This window comes from uncultured Spongiibacter sp. (assembly GCF_964011655.1).
Taxonomy (GTDB): Bacteria; Pseudomonadota; Gammaproteobacteria; order Pseudomonadales; family Spongiibacteraceae; genus Spongiibacter; species Spongiibacter marinus.
Map to the genome: position 1 here is coordinate 1 of NZ_CAXGPO010000035.1, position 22685 is coordinate 22685.

At 55.7% G+C, this 22685-nt stretch carries 18 protein-coding genes; 15 read left to right on the forward strand and 3 right to left on the reverse strand.

All coding sequences use genetic code 11. The features are described from left to right. Positions 1–50: 50 nt before the first annotated feature. Positions 51–1502, reverse strand: a complete 1452-nt coding sequence (locus ABNS66_RS13240; RefSeq protein ID WP_286837150.1) for a M48 family metalloprotease — start codon at positions 1500–1502, stop codon at positions 51–53. 167 nt (positions 1503–1669) lie between these two features. Between ABNS66_RS13240 and ABNS66_RS13245 the strand changes: the two genes are divergently transcribed. From ABNS66_RS13245 to ABNS66_RS13300, 12 genes are all read left to right on the forward strand, one after another. Next, complete coding sequence (locus ABNS66_RS13245; RefSeq protein WP_286837148.1) at positions 1670–1900, forward strand: sulfurtransferase TusA family protein; 231 nt, start codon at positions 1670–1672, stop codon at positions 1898–1900. Between the two features lie 53 nt (positions 1901–1953). Beyond that, on the forward strand, positions 1954–3045 hold the full coding sequence (locus ABNS66_RS13250) for an AI-2E family transporter (protein ID WP_286695930.1): 1092 nt from the start codon (positions 1954–1956) through the stop codon (positions 3043–3045). 22 nt (positions 3046–3067) lie between these two features. Next, positions 3068–5911 carry an insulinase family protein gene (locus ABNS66_RS13255; protein ID WP_348655348.1) on the forward strand — a complete coding sequence of 948 codons (2844 nt, stop codon included), beginning with the start codon at positions 3068–3070 and terminating at the stop codon, positions 5909–5911. 335 nt (positions 5912–6246) lie between these two features. Then, complete coding sequence (aceE, locus tag ABNS66_RS13260; RefSeq protein ID WP_286696203.1) at positions 6247–8892, forward strand: pyruvate dehydrogenase (acetyl-transferring), homodimeric type; 2646 nt, start codon at positions 6247–6249, stop codon at positions 8890–8892. 15 nt (positions 8893–8907) lie between these two features. Further along, positions 8908–10587 (forward strand): dihydrolipoyllysine-residue acetyltransferase, encoded by a 1680-nt coding sequence (gene aceF, locus ABNS66_RS13265; RefSeq protein WP_286837143.1) that lies wholly within the window; start codon positions 8908–8910, stop codon positions 10585–10587. Between the two features lie 92 nt (positions 10588–10679). Then, a complete protein-coding gene (locus ABNS66_RS13270) occupies positions 10680–11540 on the forward strand; it encodes an SDR family NAD(P)-dependent oxidoreductase (protein ID WP_286695926.1) in 861 nt (286 codons plus the stop codon). Between the two features lie 148 nt (positions 11541–11688). Then, entirely contained in the window at positions 11689–12522 is an 834-nt protein-coding gene (locus ABNS66_RS13275; RefSeq protein ID WP_286837140.1) for an alpha/beta hydrolase, read from the forward strand. 3 nt (positions 12523–12525) lie between these two features. After that, on the forward strand, positions 12526–13311 hold the full coding sequence (locus ABNS66_RS13280) for a fumarylacetoacetate hydrolase family protein (protein WP_204995999.1): 786 nt from the start codon (positions 12526–12528) through the stop codon (positions 13309–13311). Between the two features lie 73 nt (positions 13312–13384). Beyond that, a complete protein-coding gene (locus ABNS66_RS13285) occupies positions 13385–14293 on the forward strand; it encodes an acetaldehyde dehydrogenase (acetylating) (protein WP_027873548.1) in 909 nt (302 codons plus the stop codon). 10 nt (positions 14294–14303) lie between these two features. Continuing rightward, entirely contained in the window at positions 14304–15332 is a 1029-nt protein-coding gene (gene dmpG, locus ABNS66_RS13290) for a 4-hydroxy-2-oxovalerate aldolase (protein WP_027873549.1), read from the forward strand. 190 nt (positions 15333–15522) lie between these two features. Then, entirely contained in the window at positions 15523–16647 is a 1125-nt protein-coding gene (locus ABNS66_RS13295) for a hypothetical protein (RefSeq protein ID WP_204995998.1), read from the forward strand. Between the two features lie 33 nt (positions 16648–16680). Beyond that, positions 16681–17061 carry a hypothetical protein gene (locus ABNS66_RS13300; RefSeq protein ID WP_286837134.1) on the forward strand — a complete coding sequence of 127 codons (381 nt, stop codon included), beginning with the start codon at positions 16681–16683 and terminating at the stop codon, positions 17059–17061. 52 nt (positions 17062–17113) lie between these two features. Here the strand turns inward: ABNS66_RS13300 and ABNS66_RS13305 are convergent, their stop codons facing one another. Further along, on the reverse strand, positions 17114–17962 hold the full coding sequence (locus ABNS66_RS13305) for a methylated-DNA--[protein]-cysteine S-methyltransferase (RefSeq protein WP_286837132.1): 849 nt from the start codon (positions 17960–17962) through the stop codon (positions 17114–17116). 162 nt (positions 17963–18124) lie between these two features. After that, a complete protein-coding gene (locus ABNS66_RS13310; protein ID WP_286837130.1) occupies positions 18125–19060 on the reverse strand; it encodes a GAF domain-containing protein in 936 nt (311 codons plus the stop codon). A gap of 283 nt (positions 19061–19343) precedes the next feature. Between ABNS66_RS13310 and ABNS66_RS13315 the strand changes: the two genes are divergently transcribed. From ABNS66_RS13315 to ABNS66_RS13325, 3 genes are all read left to right on the forward strand, one after another. Beyond that, complete coding sequence (locus ABNS66_RS13315) at positions 19344–20408, forward strand: Rieske 2Fe-2S domain-containing protein (RefSeq protein ID WP_027873552.1); 1065 nt, start codon at positions 19344–19346, stop codon at positions 20406–20408. A 46-nt stretch (positions 20409–20454) separates the two neighbouring features. Beyond that, positions 20455–21366 carry a VOC family protein gene (locus tag ABNS66_RS13320; RefSeq protein WP_286695919.1) on the forward strand — a complete coding sequence of 304 codons (912 nt, stop codon included), beginning with the start codon at positions 20455–20457 and terminating at the stop codon, positions 21364–21366. Between the two features lie 93 nt (positions 21367–21459). Then, the gene (locus ABNS66_RS13325; RefSeq protein WP_204995992.1) at positions 21460–22608 is read left to right on the forward strand and encodes an acyl-CoA dehydrogenase family protein; all 1149 of its coding nucleotides are present in this window, start codon (positions 21460–21462) and stop codon (positions 22606–22608) included. Positions 22609–22685 lie beyond the last annotated feature (77 nt).

The window sequence follows — 22685 nt, forward strand, 5'->3', positions numbered from 1 at the left end:
GAGGCAAAAATGACCTCCAGCAGTGACAATTGGATTAGTGTGAACAGGCCCTAGCGTCCCTGAAATTCTTTGAGCTGTTTCTTCAGCTCGTCAATATCGCGCAGTCGCTCGGTGATTTTCCCCTGAAGTATTTGATTGCTTCCGCTCTGCTTGTGCGCGTAATGCAATTGGCTGGCAGCGCGCTCGAGCTGGGCGGTGAGAATAAAATACTCTGCCCTTGCCAGATGCACGCCGAGAATATTCCCCGCCAGGCCTCTGACTTCCGCCAATCGGTACCAGATTTTTGGATCGTTCTGCCGCCTTGAACTCAATGCGGTGAGCACGTCGTCGGCTTGGCGAAAGCGCTGTGCTTGCTCCAAGGCATCAGCCAAATGAAAGCTCAGCGGGTAGTTGTCCGGATTGAGCGCCAGTGCGCTGCGTAATAAATCGATGGCGGGGTCGTAGGCTTTCTGCCCAAGCAAGATGTCTGCACGGGCAAGGATATAGGCAATGCGCTGGGGGTCGTCGTCAATCAAGTCGTCGAGCTGGTCGCTGGCTTCCTGCCAGCGCTCCATCTCAGTAAGCGCCAGCACGATGCCGTAGCGGCGCGCTTCGCCATTGGCGCCTTGTTCATCCTTCCATCGCTGCAGCAGGCTCTCCATTTTTTCAGTATGATGGACGGTTGCCCGCATTTTCATAAGCTGGAAATTTAAGTTGTCGGTATAGACCTGCCGAGGGTAGTTGCGAGCACGGTTTTTGCTATCGCTAATTCGGTTCTCTGTCAGTGGGTGAGTCAGCAGAAATTCGGGCGGCTTGGCCCGTGCAAAGCGCAAGTTGGCATTCATGTTCTCAAACATTGAGGGAATGCCATTGGGGTCCATGTTGGCTCGTGCGAGGGTTTCCATGCCGACGCGGTCGGCCTCTTGCTCGTGCTGGCGGCTAAAACGCAGCTGGTTTTCAAGCGCCGCTGCCTGACTCGCCGCAATGGCGGCAATGCCCGCATCGGAGCCGGTTGTCGCCGCCAGAATGATCCCCGCTAACATGCCTGCCATGCTGGGGATACTCGCTTCGCGGGCCTTGTCGATGGAGCGGCTGAAATGGCGTTGGCTCAAGTGGGCAATCTCGTGGGCGAGTACGCCGGCAAATTGGGCCTCGTTATCACTGAACAGGAAGAGACCGGTATGCACGCCGATAACGCCGCCAGGCACGGCAAAAGCGTTGATGGTGCTATTGTCGACAACGACAGTTTCTAAGTCGCGCTGTTTCAGTTCGCTATTGGCGGCCAGCGTGTAAAGCAAGGACTCGACATAGCTTTGCAGTTGTGGGTCGCCGAGGGTTTTCACTTGTGTGCGGAACATTCTCAACCACATTCTGCCCAGCTGGTATTCCTGCTTAGCCGAATACGGTGAGGCATCGACTTCGCCTAGCTCTGGAAGCTGGCTACTGGTGTCCCTCATCGGCTGGGCCACTGCCGCGCTGCACAGTAGGATGGCGATAAGGGCGTGTAAAAATGTTCGTACCACAATGGTGTCCTTGTTTGGTGCCACCGTATAGGTAGCCGGGTTCGCCGATATAGATCATACAAGTGATAAAGGCTCAGACCTATTAAAGCGCAAAAAGTGCGTCAGTGGCATTCTGTCGCCCCCGGCTGGGGCGCTATACTGCCGGCATTTTCAGAAAGAGGTATGCTATGAGCGAGATACACTGTCGAGTGGATGCGCGTCAGTTGGACTGCCCGCTGCCGCTGCTAAAAGCCAAACAAGCATTGAACCGGATGGCGAGCGGCGAGGTCGTAGAGGTGCTGGCAACTGACGTCGGCTCACAGCGGGATTTTGCCGTGTTCGCTGCCCAGAGCGGCAATACGCTGTTGCTCGATGAAGAGCGTCAGGGGGAGTTTAGGTACCTACTCCAGAAGAAATAGCCGCTGAGCGCACCGGGCGGATGATCTAGGTTTACGAGAAAAAGGACAACCACATGCTTGGAATGGTTCGCAATTGGTTTAATCGCATCTTTGCCGAAGAAGAAACGGTAGTGTTGCTGATTATTCTTGCCGCGATTCTGTTGTTGATCCTCAGCATCGGCAATGTCCTGATCCCCATTATTGCCAGTGTCGTGCTGGCCTTTATGATGCAGGGCGTGATCGCCCGAATGTCGGCGCTGGGCGCCCGGCGGTGGCTCGCGATTGCCGTCGCGTACGGTATTTTCCTAACGGTGTTTTTTGGTGTGCTTATGCTGCTGTTGCCGTTGGTATGGCAGCAGCTGGTTACGCTGATACAAGAGCTGCCGTCGATGCTGCGAAAGCTGCAGCAGGCGCTGATGGTATTGCCTGAGCGCTCGGAGGTGTTTACCGAGGCGCAAATTCGGGAGTGGATGACGCTGGCAACCACGGAGATTGGTTCGCTGGGGCAGTACTTGGTGTCTTTTTCTCTTGCGCAGCTGCCCAATGTTGTTGGTTTGATGATCAATATAGTGCTGATTCCCATTCTGGTGTTTTTCTTCCTCAAGGATAAACAGCTGATCCTTGAGTGGTTGTCGGGTTTTCTGCCGCGTCGCCGACCTTTACTTCGCGCCGTTTGGTTGGAAATGAACGATCAAGTTGCCAATTACGTACGAGGTAAGGCAATTGAGATCGTGATCGTCGGTGTGGCTTCTTACATTTCGTTCTCGCTGATGTCGTTAAACTATGCCGCGCTGCTGGCGTTGGCAGTGGGCTTGTCGGTAGTGATTCCCTATATCGGTGCGGCCGTGGTGACATTGCCCGTCGTACTAGTGGGGTATTTGCAGTGGGGATGGGGCGGGGAGTTTTTTACCCTGTGTATTGTCTATGGAATCATTCAAGCGCTCGATGGCAATGTGTTGGTGCCACTGCTGTTTTCCGAAGCGGTGAATATGCACCCCGTGGCGATTATTGTTGCCGTGTTGGTATTCGGCGGAATTTGGGGAATGTGGGGAGTGTTTTTTGCGATCCCACTGGCGACTTTAGTGAAGGCGATTCTGTATTCCTGGCCGCGACCTCACGCCGTGAGTAACGAAGCGGAAGCCCCCAGCGAGCAAGCATCGTTGTAATTGACTCTGTAAGGAAATATTTGTGCGCGTTCTGCAACATGTCACCGTCGCTATTCTACTTATTGTTATTTCTGCCTGCGCGGCACTTACCCGCGACGCCTCGCTGTCTGGTCAGGGCGAAAGCATCATCAAGCCGGATACCGAGCAGCGCAGCTTTCGCTATCTGCGGTTGGATAACGGTCTCAAAGTATTATTGGTGTCTGATCCGGGCGCAGATAAAGCGGGTGCATCGCTGGATGTGAATGTCGGCAGCCGCCAAGACCCTCGTGACTATCAGGGCTTGGCGCATTTCTTGGAGCATATGCTGTTTCTGGGCACGCGTGCTTACCCAAAGGCGGGTGACTACCAAGCCTACATTACGGCAAACGGAGGCAGTCACAACGCCTTCACCAGTTTTGAGCACACCAACTATTTCTTCGATGTTAAGGCGGATGCGCTTGAAGGCGCCCTGGATCAGTTTTCCCAGTTCTTTGTCGCACCGCTGTTCAACGCCAATTACGTGCAGCGTGAAGTCAATGCGGTGGAGTCTGAATATCGCGCCAGACTGCGCAACGATCGCCGCCGGGAGCTGGCGGTGTTTAAAGAGCAGTTGGCGCCGCAGCATCCATTTAGCAAATTTTCAGTAGGCAATTTGCAAACCTTGCAGGCGGATCGCGAGGCGGCGTTGCGAGAGCAATTGCTGGCGTTTTACCAGCGTTATTACTCAGCGAATATCATGAGCCTGACGGTGGTGGGGCGAGAGTCCCTGGCAGAGCTGGAATCGATGGTGCGCGCGCGGTTTAGTGCGATTGAGAATCGCGAGGTGAACATCGAGCCGATCACTCAGCCGCTGTTCGAACCGCAGGCGCTGCCACGCTGGGTGACGATACAGCCAGTGCAAACGGAGCGGCGGCTGTCTATTCAGTTTCCGGTGGTTGATGCCAGCCCCCACTGGCGTGATAAGCCGCTGTCGTATATTGCGAACCTGCTCGGTCACGAGGGCAAGGGCAGTCTGTTATCGGCGCTTAAGCGCGCAGGCTGGGCCGATGGCTTGAGCGCCGGTCAGAGCCTGGATATGCAGGGTCAGGCAATGTTTGGTGTCAATATTGCGTTGACCGAAGCCGGCATGGAACACCTCGATAGTATTGTCCAACAGGTTTTTGCCTATGTGCGGTTGATTGATGAACAGGGTATTCAGGCCTGGCGGTACCGAGAGCAAAGCCAGCTCGCAGCGCAACAATTTCGTTTTCGCAACCGTCGAAATTTGACAGAGGAATTGGTGCAATTTTCCTCGGCGCTTCAGCAGTACCCGCCCGCGGAGGTATTGCGGGCGGCGTATGTAATGACGTCCTTCCGGCCGGAATTGATACGGGAATACCTGCGCAGTATGACCCCGGACAAGGCGTTTATTACGCTTGTTGCGCCGGGTGTCGATACCGACCGCCGCGAGCAGCGTTATGACGTGCCCTGGAGTGCGCGCGACATTGATGCGCAGCAACAACAGCGCTGGCGTGAGGCCGAGCCAGCGGGGCTGTATTTGCCAGCCAGTAACCCCTACATTGCTGATACCTTTACTCTGAAGGGCGATGCTGCTGCAAACGACCAGCCAAGGTTGGTGGACAATGCGCCTATCGACGGCGTGTGGTTGTACAACGACGATCAGTTTGATGTGCCTAAAGGCCGCAGTTATCTCTTGCTGGAGACGCCTGCAACGCGAGACTCGTCCTCGGCAGCTGCCGCCACCGAACTGTGGTTGCGCATGGTCAGTGATCAGCTGAACGAAGAGGCCTATGCCGCGCAATTGGCGGGCTTAGATTACAGCTTGTCGAGCAGTTGGCGCGGTGTTGAGTTGCGCTTGGGAGGGTTTGATCAGAAGCAGGCAGAGCTGCTGTCTCAGGTGCTGAATACACTGCGTCACGTCGACTGGGATGAGCAGCGTTTTGCCCGCATTAAGCAGCAGCGCCTGCGCGAGTTGCAAAATGTTCGGCGCCGTTCACCCTATCAGCAACTTTTTGCCGAACTGCCGCGCTTGCAGCAGCGACAGGAGCCCGCCCTCGAGTCTCTGCTATCAGAGACCGAAGCGCTGGGGCTTGCCGAGGTTGCGCGCCAGGCTGAGCGGGTGCTGGCGGCCTTCCGCTATCAGGTGATGCTCCACGGTAACTTCACCCAAGCGGACGCGCTGGACACGGTTGCGCAAATGATGCGAGCGCTCCCGCAAACGTCGCTGAGCACACGGCCGCAGCAACAGATTGTTAAGCTACCTGCGGGGAACGCGCTGGCGATTGTGCCCGCCGAGCACAACGATGCTGCGCTACTTCAGTATGTGCAGGCGCCTGATCAGGGAAAAATGGCCAGGGTTGCTTTGGGCTTGGCGGCGCAGATCATGAGTGCTGACTTTTATCATCAACTGCGCACCGAGAAACAGCTCGGCTACATTGTTAATGCGGGTGTATACCCCCAGCGAAATGTGGGTGGCTTATTCTTCCTGGTGCAGTCACCGGTTGCTGATGCGGCGATGCTGGCCAAGGAGATCGACGGATATATCGACGCCTGGATTGAAAATGGCGTTGATGAACAAACTTACGAGCAGTTCCGGGCGACGTTGATAAGTAAGTTAGCGGAGCAGCCGGAAAACCTGTGGGAGGCGGCAGACCGCCATTGGCGGGATCTGTTGGAAGGGTATTCGGGTTTTGACAGTCGAGACCAGTTAATCGCTGCGCTGAGGGGGCTGGAGTACACGCAGTGGTGGTCGCTTATGCGTCAAACCCTGCACGATGCAAACCGTCGCAGCTTGCTAGTGACGGTGCCAGGGCAGTGGCCGTCGGCATTGCCTGCTGGGGAGTCGCGCGCAGTGCTTGATAGGGCGGGAGTCTATTCCTTCGACTAGTATAAGTACTTGTTTTTATAGAGGTGAAACTATTTATTCATAATAAAAATATCTAGATTTTCTTGATTTATGGCGACAGGGCTGCGATGATTTCCGCGGCTCTGAAAGTGCATAGGCTTTCAGGGGCCCGAATTCTCATCGGCAGTTCTGCCCGACCCACAAGGTGGGGCAGCGCCAGATAGGCCAGGTGATCACCGTCACCAACGGCAGGCACACCCCGATTATTGATCATGGTCGGTGCGCCCGTTGACGCGGAACACATTCGAGCAAATCGCTTGCTGGTCTAGGCAGCCCACGGTATTGATAAGGACTGTGATATGTACCAAGACCCTGATTTGCGTGAAGATCTCGATCCACAGGAAACCCAAGAATGGCTGGAAGCACTGGATGGCGTGCTTAGCCATGCGGGTAGAGCACGCGCCGCTTTTCTCCTGAAATATTTGGCAAAGCATGCTGCGCGCCAGGGAACCCAACTCCCAGCGGCCATCACCACCTCATTTCGCAATACCATCGAGCCTCGCGATGAAAAACGAATGCCCGGCGACTTGTTTATGGAGCGTAAAATTCGCTCGTTAATACGCTGGAATGCGCTGGCAATGGTAATGCGGGCCAACGACAACGATGAGGGCTTGGGTGGCCACATCTCCAGCTTTTCCTCTTCCGCGACCCTTTACGATGTGGGCTTTAACTACTTTTTCCGCGGCGGTGATAAGGCCGATCTGATCTATTATCAGGGCCATAGTTCGCCGGGTATGTATGCGCGCTCATTCCTGGAGGGGCGCCTCTCGGAGCAGCAGCTCGACAGCTTCCGCCGCGAGGTGGACGGCGATGGCTTGTCGTCGTATCCGCACCCCTGGTTAATGCCGGACTACTGGCAATTCCCCACCGTTAGCATGGGCCTGGGCCCCATTCAGGCAATCTACCAAGCCCACGTAATGAAGTACCAACAGAGCCGAGGGCTGGTCGATCACGGCGATCGGAAAGTGTGGTGTTTTATGGGCGATGGCGAGTGCGATGAGCCTGAGTCTCTCGGCGCAATTGCTCTGGCGGGGCGCGAGCAGCTCGATAATTTGTGCTTTGTGATCAACTGTAATCTTCAGCGCCTGGACGGCCCGGTGCGCGGCAATGGCAAAATTATCCAGGAACTGGAAGGGGTATTCCGCGGTGCAGGCTGGAATGTCGTCAAGGTCATTTGGGGGCGCCACTGGGATCAGCTACTGGAAAAAGACAAAACCGGCTTGTTGCGCCGTCGCATGAATGAAGTGTGTGATGGTGAGTTGCAGAACTACAAAGCCAACGGCGGGGCCTACACTCGCAAGCACTTCTTCGGGAAGTATCCAGAGTTGCTGGAGCTGGTTGAAGACCTCTCTGACGACGAAATTATGTACCTGAATCGCGGTGGCCACGACCCTTATAAAGTCTACGCTGCCTACGCCAATGCCCGAGAAACCAAAGGCCAGCCTACCGTGGTACTGGCAATGACGGTTAAAGGCTACGGCCTGGGTAGCGGCGGCGAAGCGCAAAACGAAGCGCATTCGGTGAAGAAGCTCGACTTGGATGAGCTGAAAAAATTCCGCGACCGCTTTGCCGTGCCGATTCCCGACGATGAGCTGAAAAATGTCCCCTACTATCGGCCGCCGGAAGACAGTCCGGAAATGGTGTATATGCACAAGCGCCGCGAGGAGCTGGGGGGTTATTTGCCGGCGCGACAGGCTGACTTCGATGCCTTGGATGTTCCGTCGCTGGAGAAATTTTCCGCGCAGCTGAAAAACACCGGCAAGCGAGAAGTGTCGTCGACAATGGCCTTTGTTCGCATGCTATCGACCCTGGTTAAGGACAAGGCCGTGGGCGAGCGTATTGTGCCGATTGTGCCAGACGAAGCGCGAACCTTCGGTATGGAGGGTATGTTCCGCCAGCTGGGCATATATTCTTCTCAGGGGCAGCGCTACACCCCCCACGATGCCGACCAAATTATGTATTACAAAGAGTCCAAGGACGGACAAATTTTGGAGGAGGGCATCACCGAGGCCGGCGCCTTCTCTGCGTGGTTGGCGGCGGCAACCTCCTATGCGAATCACCGCTATCCAATGGTGCCGTTTTACATTTTTTACTCCATGTTCGGCTTTCAGCGCATTATGGATTTGGCTTGGGCTGCCGGTGACTCTCAGGCGCGCGGTTTCCTGATCGGTGCAACATCGGGTCGTACCACCCTCAATGGTGAAGGCTTGCAGCACCAGGATGGCCACAGCCACTTAATGGCCAATATGATCCCGAACTGCGTGTCCTACGACCCAACGTATTCTTACGAGTTGGCGGTGATTATTCAGGACGGCATGCGGCGCATGTATGCCGAGAAGGAAAATGTTTTCTATTACATCACCACGATGAACGAAAACTACTACCACCCCGATATGCCCGAAGGCAGTGAAGAGGGCATTATCAAGGGAATCTACAAACTCAAAGGCAGCACCGTTAAGAAGCCCAAGCTAAAGGTTCAGTTATTGGGCAGTGGCACCATCTTGCGTGAAGTTGAAGCGGCCGCTGAGCTGCTGAAATCCGATCACAAAGTGGAAGCGGATATCTGGAGCGCCACCAGCATTAACCAGCTGTATCGCGACGGCATGGAGTGTGACCGATGGAATTTGCTTCACCCTGAGGAGTCGCCACGCAGTGCGTATGTTAGTCAGCAGCTCAATGCGCAGTCCACGCCGGTTATTTGTGCAACGGATTATATTAAAGCCTACGGTGAACAGCTGCGCCCATATATTGATGGCCGCTATGTGGTGCTGGGTACCGACGGCTATGGTCGCTCTGACACGCGAGCGAAATTGCGCGAGCACTTTGAGGTGGACCGTTATTACGTGACGGTCGCGGCCCTAAAGGCGCTGAGTGATGAGGGCAAAATTGCTGCCTCTGTCGTGAGCAAGGCCATTGCAGACTACGGCCTTGATGCTGAAAAAATTAGCCCGATGCACCGCTAATACGAGGAGTTTTCTGTGACAAAAGAAACAATCAAAATTCCAGACCTCGGCGGTGGTGAAGGCGTTGAGGTAATCGAAGTCTGCGTTGCTGTTGGCGATGTTGTCGAGCAGGAAGACTCCCTGCTGGTTTTAGAATCTGACAAGGCGTCGATGGAAGTGCCTGCGCCAAAGTCTGGCAAAGTCGTGTCGATTGCTATGTCGGTAGGCGATAGCGTTTCCGAGGGGGATGCCATTCTCGAGCTGGAAGTGGCTGAGGGCAGCGATGAGCCTGCTTCGGAATCAGCGGCCGAGTCGGCACCCGAGCCCGACGCTGCAGCCGAGCAAACGTCAGCCGCTGACGACGACACTGATGGTGGTAACGATACTGCTGGTGCTGCGCAGCCTGCGTCGACAGCGGAGCGCACCGAAACCGTTAAGGTGCCAGATGTTGGCGGTGGTGAAGGTATCGAAGTTATCGAGCTGTGCGTTGCCGAAGGCGATGAGGTGAATGAAGGTGATTCACTGATCGTGCTGGAGTCAGACAAGGCCTCCATGGAGGTTCCTGCACCGTTTACAGGTGTGGTCAGCGCGATGTTGATCAAGGTGGGTGACGCTGCCAGTGAAGGTACGGCGATCGCAGAAATGCGTGTCGCAGGGGCGAACTCAGCGAGCGACGCGAAGGCTGAGCAAACCGCCCCGCCATCGGAAAAGGCCGATGCACCAGTGAGTGCCGAGCCCGAGCCAAAACACGAAGCCTCGGCCGCTGCGCGCGAGAGCGCCAGCACCAGCTCAACGTCGCCTGCGCCGGCTGCACCAGGGGAACAAGTATATGCTGGCCCCGCGGTGCGTAAATTGGCGCGCGAGTTTGGTATTGATCTGAGCAAAGTGTCCGGCAGCGGCCCGCGCAAGCGCATTGTTAAGGAAGACCTGCATGCCTATGTTAAGCAGTTGGCGAAAGCGCCCGCAGCGGCAGCTGGCGGCGGCATTGCGCCGATTCCTGATGTGGATTTTGCCAAGTTTGGCGAGGTGGATATTCAGCCCTTAAGCAAGCTGGATAAACTGACCGCGGCCAATATGCACCGCAGCTGGTTGAATCTTCCTCATGTGACGCAGTTTGATGATGCAGATATCACTGAGCTTGAGGACTTCCGTCGCGAGATGAAAAAAGAGGCTGAGCAGCGCGGTGTGAAGTTAACGCCTCTGCCCTTTTTGTTAAAAGCGGCGGCGGCTGCGTTGCGCGGCAATGCCAAGTTCAACGCCTCCCTCAGTGCCGATGGTGAGAGCATTGTCTACAAGCACTATGTTCATATTGGTATGGCCGTGGACACGCCAGCAGGGCTCGTTGTACCAGTGATTCGCGATGTCGATAAAAAGTCGCTTTGGGAGCTGGCAGAAGAAACCGCTGAGCTGGCCAAGAAAGCTCGGGAGCGAAAGCTTAAACCTGCGGAAATGCAGGGCGGCTGTTTCACCGTTTCCAGCCTGGGCAATATCGGCGGTACTGGTTTTACTCCCATTATCAATGCGCCGGAAGTTGCGATCCTGGGGGTTTCCAAGCTGGCCGTGAAACCCGTTTGGGATGGTGATAGTTTCCAGCCGCGCAAAATGCTGCCGCTGTCCCTGTCATATGACCACCGGGTGATAAACGGCGCGGATGCCGGCAAGTTCTTTACCGAATTGGCGCAAATGCTGGCCGATATTCGGCGGCTGCTGCTGTGACACGCCCGCTCTAGTCATTTCGGAGGATGCATCTGCAGCCGCGGTCTGTCAGCCTATGCGGCCGTTGGTAGACACAATAATAGGAATCCATTGTGAAGCAGGATAAACGCATCATTCTTGTTACTGGCGCCAGTCGCGGCGCGGGCAAGGGCATTGCGCTGGCGCTGGCCAAACCGGGGTCGACAATCTACGTGACTGGCCGCACTCAGTCCGAGGGTGATGCGGCCTTGCCGGGCACCGTCTATGCCACTGTCGAAGCCATAGAGGAGAGAGGTGCAAAGGCCATCCCCTTAATTTGTGACCACCGGGACGATGAGCAGGTACGCAAAGCGCTGGCTGTGATTGAAGCCGAGCAGGGACGTTTGGATATTCTCGTCAACAATGCCTTGCTGGTGCCCGAGGGCTTGACCCTGCCGGGGCCGTTTTGGGAAAAGCCGCTGGCGTTGCAGGATATTCTCAATGTTGGGCTGCGCTCTAGTTATGTGTCGTCGTACTACGCGGCGCCACTGCTGCTAAAGAGCGCAAAGGGGCTGGTGGTGAATACCTCCTCAGCGGGAGGGCGCTGCTATATGCACGGCCCGGCCTACGGTGCCGGGAAGGCGGGTGTGGATAAAATGGCCCATGACATGGCCGTGGATTTTCGCTCACATGGCGTCGCCGTTGTGTCGCTGTGGATGGGGTTGCTGAAAACCGAACGCAGTATGCAGGTCTTCGACGCGCAACCCGAACTCTACGCCGATGCGGTGGCGGCGGCCGAATCGCCTGAGTTTCCCGGTTTGGTGATAGACGCGCTGTACCGCGATGCAGCATTGATGTCGCGCAGTGGCAAAGTCTTCTACGCGGCAGAGCTGGCCGAGGAATACGGGCTGGTGGACATTGATGGCAAGCTGCCCCCGTCGCCGCGTGCCATGTTGGGTAAGCCCCCCAAATTTAATGATGCGATCGTGGAGTGAGCCGGAAAAAGCTGTCATCCGTTTGGGGGATTAGTGTCTCGAAGGCCCTTCTATAAAATTTACACCACAAAAATAGCTCTCGGCAGGCGCTTTCTCTGCGCCTGCTCGGGCACATCATGTTTTTCTGTTTACCTGGGGGCGGGCAGCCATGAGTCAAATCGTAGCGGGATTACCCGAGGGGCAGTATGTCACCCTCGACAATGGCCACCGCATTCACTACCTGGATCAGGGTGACGGGCCTGTCGTGGTATTTCTGCACGGCAGCGGCAGCGGCGCCAGTGGACACAGCAACTTCAAATACAACTACCCGTGGTTTGTTGAGCAGGGCTTCCGAGTGGTGGTGCCCGACCTGATAGGTTATGGGTATTCCGATAAGCCTGATGACGTTGACTACCCGCTGGACTTTTTCGTCGAGTGTGTGCACCAAACACTGCGTCATATTGGCGTGGAGCAATACTGCCTGATTGGTAATTCCTTGGGTGGAGCCATTGCGCTGAAATATACCCTCGACTACCCAGAGCGGGTCACTAAGCTGGTGCTGATGGCGCCCGGCGGAATAGAGCAACAGGCCGACTACTTTCATATGCCCGGCATGCAGATTATGAAAGAGGTCTTTACCTCTGGGCCGATGGCCCCGGAGCGCTTGGAAGACTTTATTCGTCGCGGCCTGGTGTTTGATGATGCCGTGGTCGACGAGCAGCTGGTCAATGAGCGCTGGGGAATTTTTCAGCAACAGAACAGCCAGGTTATCACCACCATGACGGTGCCCGATATGACAGAGAGGCTGGGTGAAATCACCTGTCCAACCCTGGCGTTCTGGGGCGTCAATGAGCAAATGATGCCCGAGACCGGCATTATGAAATTGGCGAAGGGCATCGCTGATATTCGCCTTACGTTGGTGTCTCGCTGTGGGCATTGGGTAATGGTTGAGCACCGCGAGCTTTTCAATCGCCAAACCCTCGACTTTTTGCAGAACGGATAAATTATGGATAGCGCCAAGATCAATGCATTGGGTGATGAGCTCTACAACGCCCTGCGCAGCCAGCAAAGCATTGCCCCGCTGACCGAGCGTGAGCCGGACATTACCATTGACGATGCCTACTACATTTCCCTGCGCATGCTTAACCGCCGTCAAGAAGACGGGGAGAAGGTGGTCGGAAAAAAAATCGGTGTTACCAGTAAAGTGGTGCAGGAAATGCTCGGCGTACACCAGCCGGACTTTGGTTTTTTAACCGACGCCATGACCTTTGCCAATGGTGCAAAAGTGCCGGTAGCCGGTCATTTGATTTCCCCCCGTGCCGAGGCGGAGATCGGTTTTCGGTTGAAGAAAGACCTGCAAGGCCCCGGCGTTACGGAGGCGGATGTATTGGCCGCAACCGACGCCATTATGCCCTGTTTTGAGATTGTTGATTCGCGTATCGACAATTGGAAAATTGCCATTCAGGACACCGTGGCGGACAACGCCTCCTGCGGTGTTTACGTGCTGGGTGAGCAAGAGGCAGACCCCAAAGACTTCGACCTGCCCGCATTGAAAATTCGCGTATGGAAAAACGGTGAAATTCTCAGTGAAGGCTTGGGCAGTGCGGTGCAGGGTAACCCACTAACCGCGGTGGCGTGGCTGGCAAATACGCTGGGGCGCTTCGGTATTCCGTTCAAAGCGGGAGAGGTGATTCTCTCTGGTTCTCTGGTACCGCTGGAGCCGGTGCAAGCAGGTGACAGCCTGCGCATGGAGCTGGAAGGTATCGGCGATGCAGAAGTGCATTTCGTCTGATTGCTAGATCTAGAACAACAACATCTACCTATTCGGAGCACATAGCGGTGCTCTACTGACAGTGAGAAATCTTATGGCTGAAAAAATTCGCGCGGCCATCATCGGGCCGGGCAATATTGGGACCGACCTGCTGATGAAGGCAATGCGCTCGGAGCTGATTGAACCCGTTTGGATGGTCGGTGTTGACCCCGAATCACCCGGCTTGGCCCGCGCCAAAGAAATGGGCATGAAGGTCACCTCGGAAGGCGTGGATGGTATGTTGCCGACCATGCGTGAGGACGGTGTGCAAATCTGTTTTGATGCAACCTCAGCCTATGTTCACGCCGAGAACTCGCGCAAAGTGAACGAGCAGGGTGCGTTGATGATCGATTTGACGCCGGCGGCGATCGGCCCATTTTGTATCCCACCGGTCAACCTCAGCGATGCAGTGGCCGAAAAGTGCATGAATGTGAATATGGTGACCTGTGGCGGACAGGCAACCATTCCAATGGTTGCAGCCGTGTCGCGCGTGCAGTCGGTGAGCTACGGCGAAATTGTTGCCACGGTAAGCTCCAAGTCTGTGGGGCCCGGCACACGTAAAAATATCGACGAATTCACCCGCACAACGGCGGGCGCGGTAGAGAAAGTGGGCGGCGCTCGCCAGGGTAAGGCGATTATCGTGATTAACCCGGCAGAGCCACCGCTGATTATGCGCGACACCATTCACTGTTTGACTGACGACGAGCCGGATCAAGAGGCGATTCGCAAATCGGTGGATGACATGGTTGCCGAGGTTCAAAAATACGTACCGGGTTACCGTTTGAAAAATGGTCCCGTTTTCGATGGCAATCGCGTTTCCATGTTTATGGAAGTAGAGGGGCTCGGGGACTTCCTGCCCAAGTATGCGGGTAACCTCGATATTATGACCGCCGCGGGCCTGCGCACCGCAGAGATGTTTGCCGAAGAGATTCTGGCAGGCCGTTTTTCACCATCGGCCGCCTGAGGGGATAGTCATGGATATTCAAGGTAAGAAAGTCGTTCTGCACGACATGTGTTTGCGCGATGGTATGCACGCTAAGCGTCACCAGATTTCTCTGGATGAAATGGTCAGTATTGCCAGTGGCCTCGATGAGGCGGGCATGCCACTGATCGAAGTGACTCACGGTGACGGTTTGGGCGGTAGTTCGGTTAACTATGGTTTCCCAGCGCACAGCGATGAAGAATACCTGAAGGCCGTAATCGGTGCGGTTAAGAATGCAAAAATTTCGGCGCTGTTGCTGCCCGGTATTGGTACGGTCGACCATTTGAAAATGGCCGCTGATCTCGGCGTATCAACCATCCGCGTGGCGACGCATTGCACCGAAGCGGATGTATCAGAGCAGCACATTGGCATGGCCAGTGAGATGGGCTTGGATACCGTGGGCTTCTTGATGATGACCCATATGATTGGCGCTGAGGAAATCGTCGAGCAAGCCAAATTGATGGAATCATACGGTGCCAACTGTATTTACTGCACCGATTCCGCTGGCTATATGCTGCCCGATCAGGTGCAAGAGCGCATTGCGCTGTTGCGCAGCGAGCTGAAGCCAGAAACCGAGCTGGGCTTCCACGCTCACCACAACCTGAGCCTGGGCGTCACGAACTCGCTGGTGGCAATCGAGCACGGTGCTAACCGTATCGATGGCTCTGTGGCCGGCCTGGGCGCCGGTGCAGGCAATACGCCGCTGGAGGTATTGGTGGCTGTGCTTGATCGTATGGGCGCGGATCACGGTATTGATCTGTATAAAATTATGGATGTCGCCGAAGACCGCGTGACTCCCATTATGGATCACCCCATCCGTATCGACCGGGACTCCCTGACTCTGGGCTACGCGGGCGTATACTCATCTTTCTTGTTGTTCGCGAAACGCGCCGAAGCGAAGTACGGTGTGTCGGCCCGAGATATACTGGTTGAGCTTGGCCGCCGCCGCACCGTTGGTGGACAGGAAGATATGATTGAAGACTTGGCACTCGACATGGCTAAGGAACGCGGCTTGCTCTAAGCCCTGATCGCCAGACGCCAGTCCGGCAATATGAAACGGCCCCAGCTGGGGCCGTTTTCGTGTCTGGCTGTTCGTTCCAGGTAAGTAGGGCGTTCGCGCAGCAGCGGTCAGGTGTTAAAGGCCTGTATCGCATACCCATCTCGGTTATACTCACTGCATGTAAAAAATAACAAGGCATACAGACGTTACGATGTTGATCGATCCAAAGTTTGACCGCCTCCTGGCTAGTGTTTATCAAGGGCCGTTGGAAGAGGAACCCTGGGAAGGCTTCTTGTCTGAGTTGTCTCAGGTCATGCAGGCGGTGTCGGTCACGCTGGTGTTAAACCCCCCGTCGGAGCAGGGCCGCGGCGTCCTGCGGGTGCTGGGTGGCAGCACCGTAGAGGGTATGGACCAGTACCAAAAGCGGCTATTTGCTATGGACCCCTTCCTGTCGCTTAAGCCGGGTGAGGTCAAAAGCTTGATGGAGCTGGTGTCAGTAGATGACTGGTTGACCAGCGAGCTGTACCTGATGTGTATGAAGCCCTGCGGGCTCTACGATACCCTCGGTGTCGATATCCATGTTCCGGGTGAAATGAATGCCGGCTTGCGCGTGGCGCGCAGTGAGTCTGCGCCGGTTTTTGATCAGCACGACAGGGACTTGATTCACGCGCTGATGCCCCATTTGGAAAGAGCCCTGCGCCTGCATGTACGGCTCAATATTATTGAGTCAGAGCGCGACCTCTACGCCGGTGCGGTGGAGAGCCTGTCGCTGGCGACGATCATCCTCGATGAAAATGGCCGCTTGCTAAACTGCAACAAAATGGCGAAAAATCTGGTCGCACGTGAGCCCGAGGTGAAAATCGAGGACGGCTATCTGATGCTGGGTGATCAGGCCACAACCAAGAAGTTGCAGGGGCTGATTAACCGCATTCTTGATCACCGGGATCAACACGAGCCCGCAGTGGTTGAGGCGATGCGGGTTCCCCGCGACGGCGACTTCGCCGACCTGGGGGTGATTGTTCGCCCCGTGCCATTGACCGAATGGTCGGAGGGGCAGTCTGTACCGACGGTGGCAATTTTTATTAGCGATCCGGAATATGGGGCAGAGGCGCCGGTCAATATCATCATCCAACTGTTCGGCTTTACCCCAACTGAGGCGCAGCTGTCGTTATTGCTGGCTGATGGCTTGAGTCTGGATGAAGCGTCGGAAGCGCTGGGCATGAGCCGCAACACCGCACGCACCCATTTGCGCTCAATTTTCTCCAAAACCGGCGTTAGTCGGCAGACCTTGCTGGTGCGCCTGATTTTAAAGAGCGTCGCTCAGCTGGCAGATTAAACCTGCGGTTCAATTCAAGAAAGAGGGGCAAAGATGGAGAAAGTTGCCACAGGCCTGCTGGTGCTCGTAGGCATTATTCATCTCCTGCCCGTTGCCGGGGTGTTGGGCGCGGATCGCCTTGCCGCTTTGTATGGCATTGCCCTGAGTGAGCCCAATATCGAAATCCTGATGCGTCACCGAGCCATTTTGTTTGGACTTCTTGGCCTTTTTTTAGTGTACGCCGCTTTCCAGCCATCGCTGCAAACATTGGCCATCGTCGCAGGCTTAGTCAGCGTTGTGTCCTTCATCGCTATTGCGTGGTCGGTTGGCGGTTACAATGAGCCCGTTCGCAAGGTCGTCATCGCAGACATTATCGCTGCCGTTGCGCTCATTGCTGCAGGGGTGATCAATCTCGTTGGCCGCAACCAAATCTAACAAAGTAATCGGCCCGATGGGCCTGCACAGAACGCCCTTGTCTGGGCGCTGATTATTGCCGGCGACCGTCGCTGCCTTCCTCTCTCGTAATGCCGTTACAGGCTGCTTCGTGCAGCAGTATTGCCCGTTTGCGCGTGACACCCCAGCGATAGCCGCCGAGCGCGCCGGTCTGCCTGACTACGCGGTGGCAGGGAATGAGCAGGGCGACGGGGTTGCTGCCAACGGCGCGGCCAACCGCACGAGCGGCTTTGGCTTGACCGATGCGCTGCCCCAGCTGGCCATAGGTACTCAACTGTCCAGGCCGGATCGCCAGCAGCGCCCGCCACACCTGTAACTGAAAATCACTGGCTAGCAGATGTAGCGAAAGCGGCTCACCATGGCTGTGACTGAATGCGCGACGCAGCAGTTCCTGAGAGTCTTTATGCTCCTCTGAGAACTGTGCCGCTGGCCAGCGCTGTTGCATCGCCATCAGCTCCTCGCGCCCATCCCCGAAGGCAAGCGCACAGATGCCGCGCTGAGTCTGTGCGATAAACACCTCGCCGAAAGGCGAGTCGCCGTTTCCCCAGCGAATGCGCAGGTTCTCACCGCGCGAGCGATAGTCTCCCGGCGTCATTGCTTCGATTCGAATAAAGTGGTCGTAGAGCCGAGAACTGCTGCTTAACGACAAATCCTCGCTGACATTCAGTAGAGGTTGGCCGGCAGATAGCAGCTGTTTCGCCCGCTCAACGGTGATGAGCTGAGAAAAGCGCTTAGGGCTAATGCCAACCCAGCGGCTAAACATGCGCTGAAAATGTCCGGCGCTAATGTCCAATTTGTCGGCAAGCTCGTCCAGGCTGAGCATGCCCTGCTGGCTGTCCAAAATATGAAGAGCGTGTTCAATGCGCTGGTAGTCAGAGGGCACGATGGGTTTCCTTTATGCGAGCTTGAGACAAGCATAACGCTTCTATCGTACCGGTCGAGCTGATTCTTGCGCTTATTGGCGGCCGTAGGCGCATAGGCAACGCGGTAAGGATCGCCACTGAAGTGGACGCTACGCGGCCAAGAGGAGTCTGGTTCAGCGGGCCTACGCGACGTCTAGCAACTCTGTGCCCTGTTGCACCAGCGTACCCACAGAGTGATGGGCGACCGGATTATAGGCAAGCCAACTGCTTTGCATCGCCATGGGTTTATCGAGTTGTTCGCGATTCAGTTGCTCCACGTCGTGTTCGATGCGTCGCATGAAGTGCGCCACCTGTTCGTAGGGGCAATCGTTGAGAAGGCAGCCAAAGTGCTGATCGTCGATGCGAGCAACCAAGTCCGCTTCGCGACAGGCCGCAGCCAGTTTTTGCGAAAACAGGGAAATGACGTCGGGTGTCAGCGTGCCGTCCTCACCGTCGATGGGGGCGGTTAGGCGGAAAAAGACAGCGCTGATCGGCACGTCGCTGCGGGCACAGGCGTGCATCAGTTTATCAGCGAGCAATTCAAACCCCGATCGGTTGCACAGCCCGGTCGTTTCATCCGTTGTCGCCAGGTAGCTTGCGCAAAGTTCGCGCTCGGCAATTCGGGCAAGGTCCTCGAGGGTTTCAATTTCATCGCTGGACAAGTCCCGAGGCTGTTGATCGACGACGCAGAAAGCGCCCAGCCGCTCGCCAGTTACCGCGTACAGGGGAAAGGCGGCATAAAAGCGGATATTGGGTGCGTGTACCACCAGCGGGTTATCGACAAAGCGCTCGTCTTTGAGGGTGTCGTTAACGATGAACACGCCATCTTGCAAAATGGTGTGACCACAGAACGAAATATCGCGGGGTGTTTCCTCAACGCCCTCGAGTCCGGCGCTGGATTTGAACCACTGTCGGTCGTCGGCGACCAGGCTGACCAGAGCAGCGGGGGTGTTAAGCATTTTGCACGCCAGTCGGGTCAGGCGATCAAAGCGCTCTTCCGCTGGTGTGTCGAGGATATTGAGCAATGAGAGCGCGGCCAAACGCTTCTCTTCGTTGTGGGGTTTTCCGGGCGCTTTCATCAGAGATTCTCGCTGCACAGAAACAGAATGGCAATATTGTAGCGCGTCGGGCGAGAATTCCAGTAAGGGTTTTAACCTAGCCTGATGCACCATCTTGTGGCGTTGTTAAACGGTGGTTAAACAATACTGAAAAATGGAGAAAAATCTAATAAAAACAGTGTGTTGTGATATTTTTTTGGTCGTCTAAACGGATTATAGAAGGCTTGCCTTGGCTGTGTGAGAATTTTCACCGTGATAGCAGGGCCCCGGCCAGAGGGTCTGCCGAATAACCGAGGAGAGAAAAATGAGCGAGCCCGCGCAGGCACCGCGTCAGCCCCATATTATCGAAGCTAAGGAATTGCCAGACCGCTATGGGCGGGGATGGTATTGTTTGGGGCTGGCCAGCGAATACGATGAAAAGCCGGTCAAGCTAAACTACTTTGGCACCCGCATGGTTGCGTATCGCGGGGAAGATGGTCAAGTCCATATTCTCGACGGCTACTGCCCTCACATGGGGGCAGACTTGAGTGAAGGCTGCGTGGAGGGTAACTCCATTCGTTGCCCATTCCACTCCTGGCGCTGGGGCGCCGATGGTGTGTGCGATGAGATCCCCTACGCCAAGCGCATTCCCCCGAAAGCGGTTATCCGCAGCTATCCAACGCTGGAAGAGAATCACCTGTTATTCATGTGGTACGACCCAGAGGGCCTGCCTCCTATCGAAGACCAGCGTCCGCCGCGCATCGATGACCTGTTCAGCCCGGACTGGACGATCTGGCAAATGGATCTGATGACCATCAATACCAACAGCCGGGAGCTGGTGGATAACATGGCAGATGTGGCGCATTTTGGGCCGATTCACGGCGCGCCTATCAAAGAGTTCAAGAACATTGTTCACAAGCATACCTATGAACAAGTCTTGGTCGGTGGCAGCGAGCTGTTGGCGGAAGATGGCGAACTAACCTCCAGTGCCAAATACTTCGGTCCGGCATACATGAACACGTACATGACTGGCCAGGTAGAGGGTATGGACGTGGAGTCGCGCTTGCTGGTGACCCATGTTCCCATCGACCAAAATAGCTTTGACCTGCGGTTTGGTGTGGCGGTTAAGAAAATCCCGGGTATGAGTGACGAGCAGAACAACGAGATGGCGCGTCAGTACACGGAGCAGAACCGGACAGCGTTCTTCCAGGATGTACATATCTGGCATACCAAAACCCGTGTTGATAACCCGGTATTGTGTGATGGCGACGGCCCAATCAATCGCCTGCGTCAGTGGTACAACCAGTTCTACGTGGATCGTGCGGATGTACCTGAGGTCTTTAACGAGCGCCGTGAGTACACAGTGGATTACGCCATTCGCAATGGCTAATGGCATTGTGCAGCGAATTTAATAATCGATAACACAGGATAAACGCATGGATGTACGCAGTTTAGGCTACGTCGTAATCGAGTCGGCAGAGCCGTCGAAGTGGTTGGAATACGGTCGGGACATTCTCGGCCTGATGCCTGCGCCGAATATGCCGGACGACGGCAATGTTTACTTGAAAATAGATGAGCGTCCGTTTCGCTTTGCCATTGTCAAAGGTGACGCGGAGCGACTGAGCCGCTGCGGTTGGGAACTGCGTGATGCGCAAGACTTTGCCGATGCCAAGCAGCGCTTGACCGAGGCGGGAGTCGCCTTTGAAGAGGGTAGCAGCGACGATGCCAAGGCGCGGCGCGTGCGCGAATTGATCGTATTGAAAGACCCCTCGGGTAACGAGCTGGAGCTCTATTGGGGCGGCGAACTGGACTTTGCTAAATTTGTTTCACCACTGGGTATCAGTGGCTTTGAAACGGGTTTCAATGGCGACATGGGCCTGGGGCATGCCGTGCTGCCAGCAGCTAAGCTCAGCGAAACGCACACGTTCTACAAAGACGTGCTCGGCTTTGGTGACAGTGACTACATGCACTTTCACTTCTCGCCAGATCCCAATGACCCCGGTCAGGGCTTGAACTTTATGCACGTGAATAACCCGCGTCACCACAGCCTTGCGCTATACGAAGACAGCAGCAACCCGGTGGGCTGTGTTCACCTTATGCTGGAAGTGAAAGACACCGATGAAGTGGGTTACTGCCTGGATCGCGTTGAAGCAGCGGGAATTCCCATTGTTTCGACCCTGGGGCGCCATACTAATGACCGGATGCTGTCGTTCTACATGGCAACACCAACAGGCTTTGCCATGGAGTTTGGCACCGGTGGTTTGCAGGTGGATTGGGACGATTTCACGCCAACCGTGACATCGCTGCCCAGCCTCTGGGGGCACAAGTTCAACATGCCTGACGCCTAAAGCCCGGTAAAATCCTTTGCCCGCTGCACCGCGTAATGGGGTAGTGGGCGGTAAATCATAAGACCAAAGACAGAATACAACAGGAGAGCGGTGATGAATTTTGAAACCATGATGGCTGCAATCAAAGAATTGCAGCCAGTATTTCGTGAGCGTGCACCGCAAACGCGCCAAGAACGTAAAGTGCCTCAGGCCTCGATTGATGCCCTGCAAGATGCGGGCTTTTTCCTGAGCTTGCAGCCCAAGCGCTACGGCGGCTTGGAAATGAAGCCGCAAGAATTCTTTAAACTGCAAATCGCCATTGCCGAGGCGTGTATGTCTACGGCGTGGGCCAGTGGCATTATCGCGGTTCACGCCGTGCAGCTGGCGATGATGGATGACCGCGCGCAGCAGGCCGTGTGGAACGATTCGATCCATACACGTATTTCTTCCTCCTATGCGCCAATGGGTAAAGTGACGCCCACTGAAGGCGGTTTTAAACTCAGCGGTCGTTGGGGCTGGTCAAGTGGTAGCGACCACTGCACCTGGGTGCTGCTGGGCGCAATCGTACCGGGCGAGGGCTACCGTACTTTCTTGGTGCCGCGCAGCGACTACGAAATTATCGATACTTGGCAGTCGATGGGCTTGGAAGGCACCGGCAGCAACGACATCGTGGTAGACGACGTATTTGTGCCCGACTACATGACCCACAAGCAAAGCGATGGCTTCGCGGGAACAAACCCCGGTTTGGCTGTGAACGACGCGCCCTTATACCGCCTGCCTTGGGCGCAGAGCTTTATTCGCGTTGTCTCGACCCCGGCTATCGGTGCCTGTAAGGCGACCGTGGAACTCTATAAGCACGCGGTGTTGAATAAAGCCAGTGGTGACCCCACTAAACTCGCGGGCGATACCCAGGTGGTAGAGCGCATTGCGGCGGCCCTAAACGGTATCGACGAGATGGAGACCATTCTCTTCCGTAACTTCGATGTGATGTTGGCGCAAATTGAGCGCGGCGAAGAGATTCCTCTGGAAGACCGTGTTCGCTATCGCTACCAGGCATCTCTGGTTATCAGCAAGAGCATCGATATTGTCGATTCACTGTTTGAAGTGGCCGGTGGTCACTCTGTATTCAATAACAGTGAAATTCAGCAGCGTTTCCGTGATGTGCACACCGCCCGTGCCCACGTTGCTAACAACCCCACCGGCTTTGGCCGTAACTTCGGCGGCGTTGCTCTGGGTATGGAAAACGGCGACTTCTTCATTTAAGCGTCGCAAAGTTTTACTCCTACCGACAAGCCCGGCATTCGCCGGGCTTTCTGCTTTCTGGCCCTTAATTTGGCAAG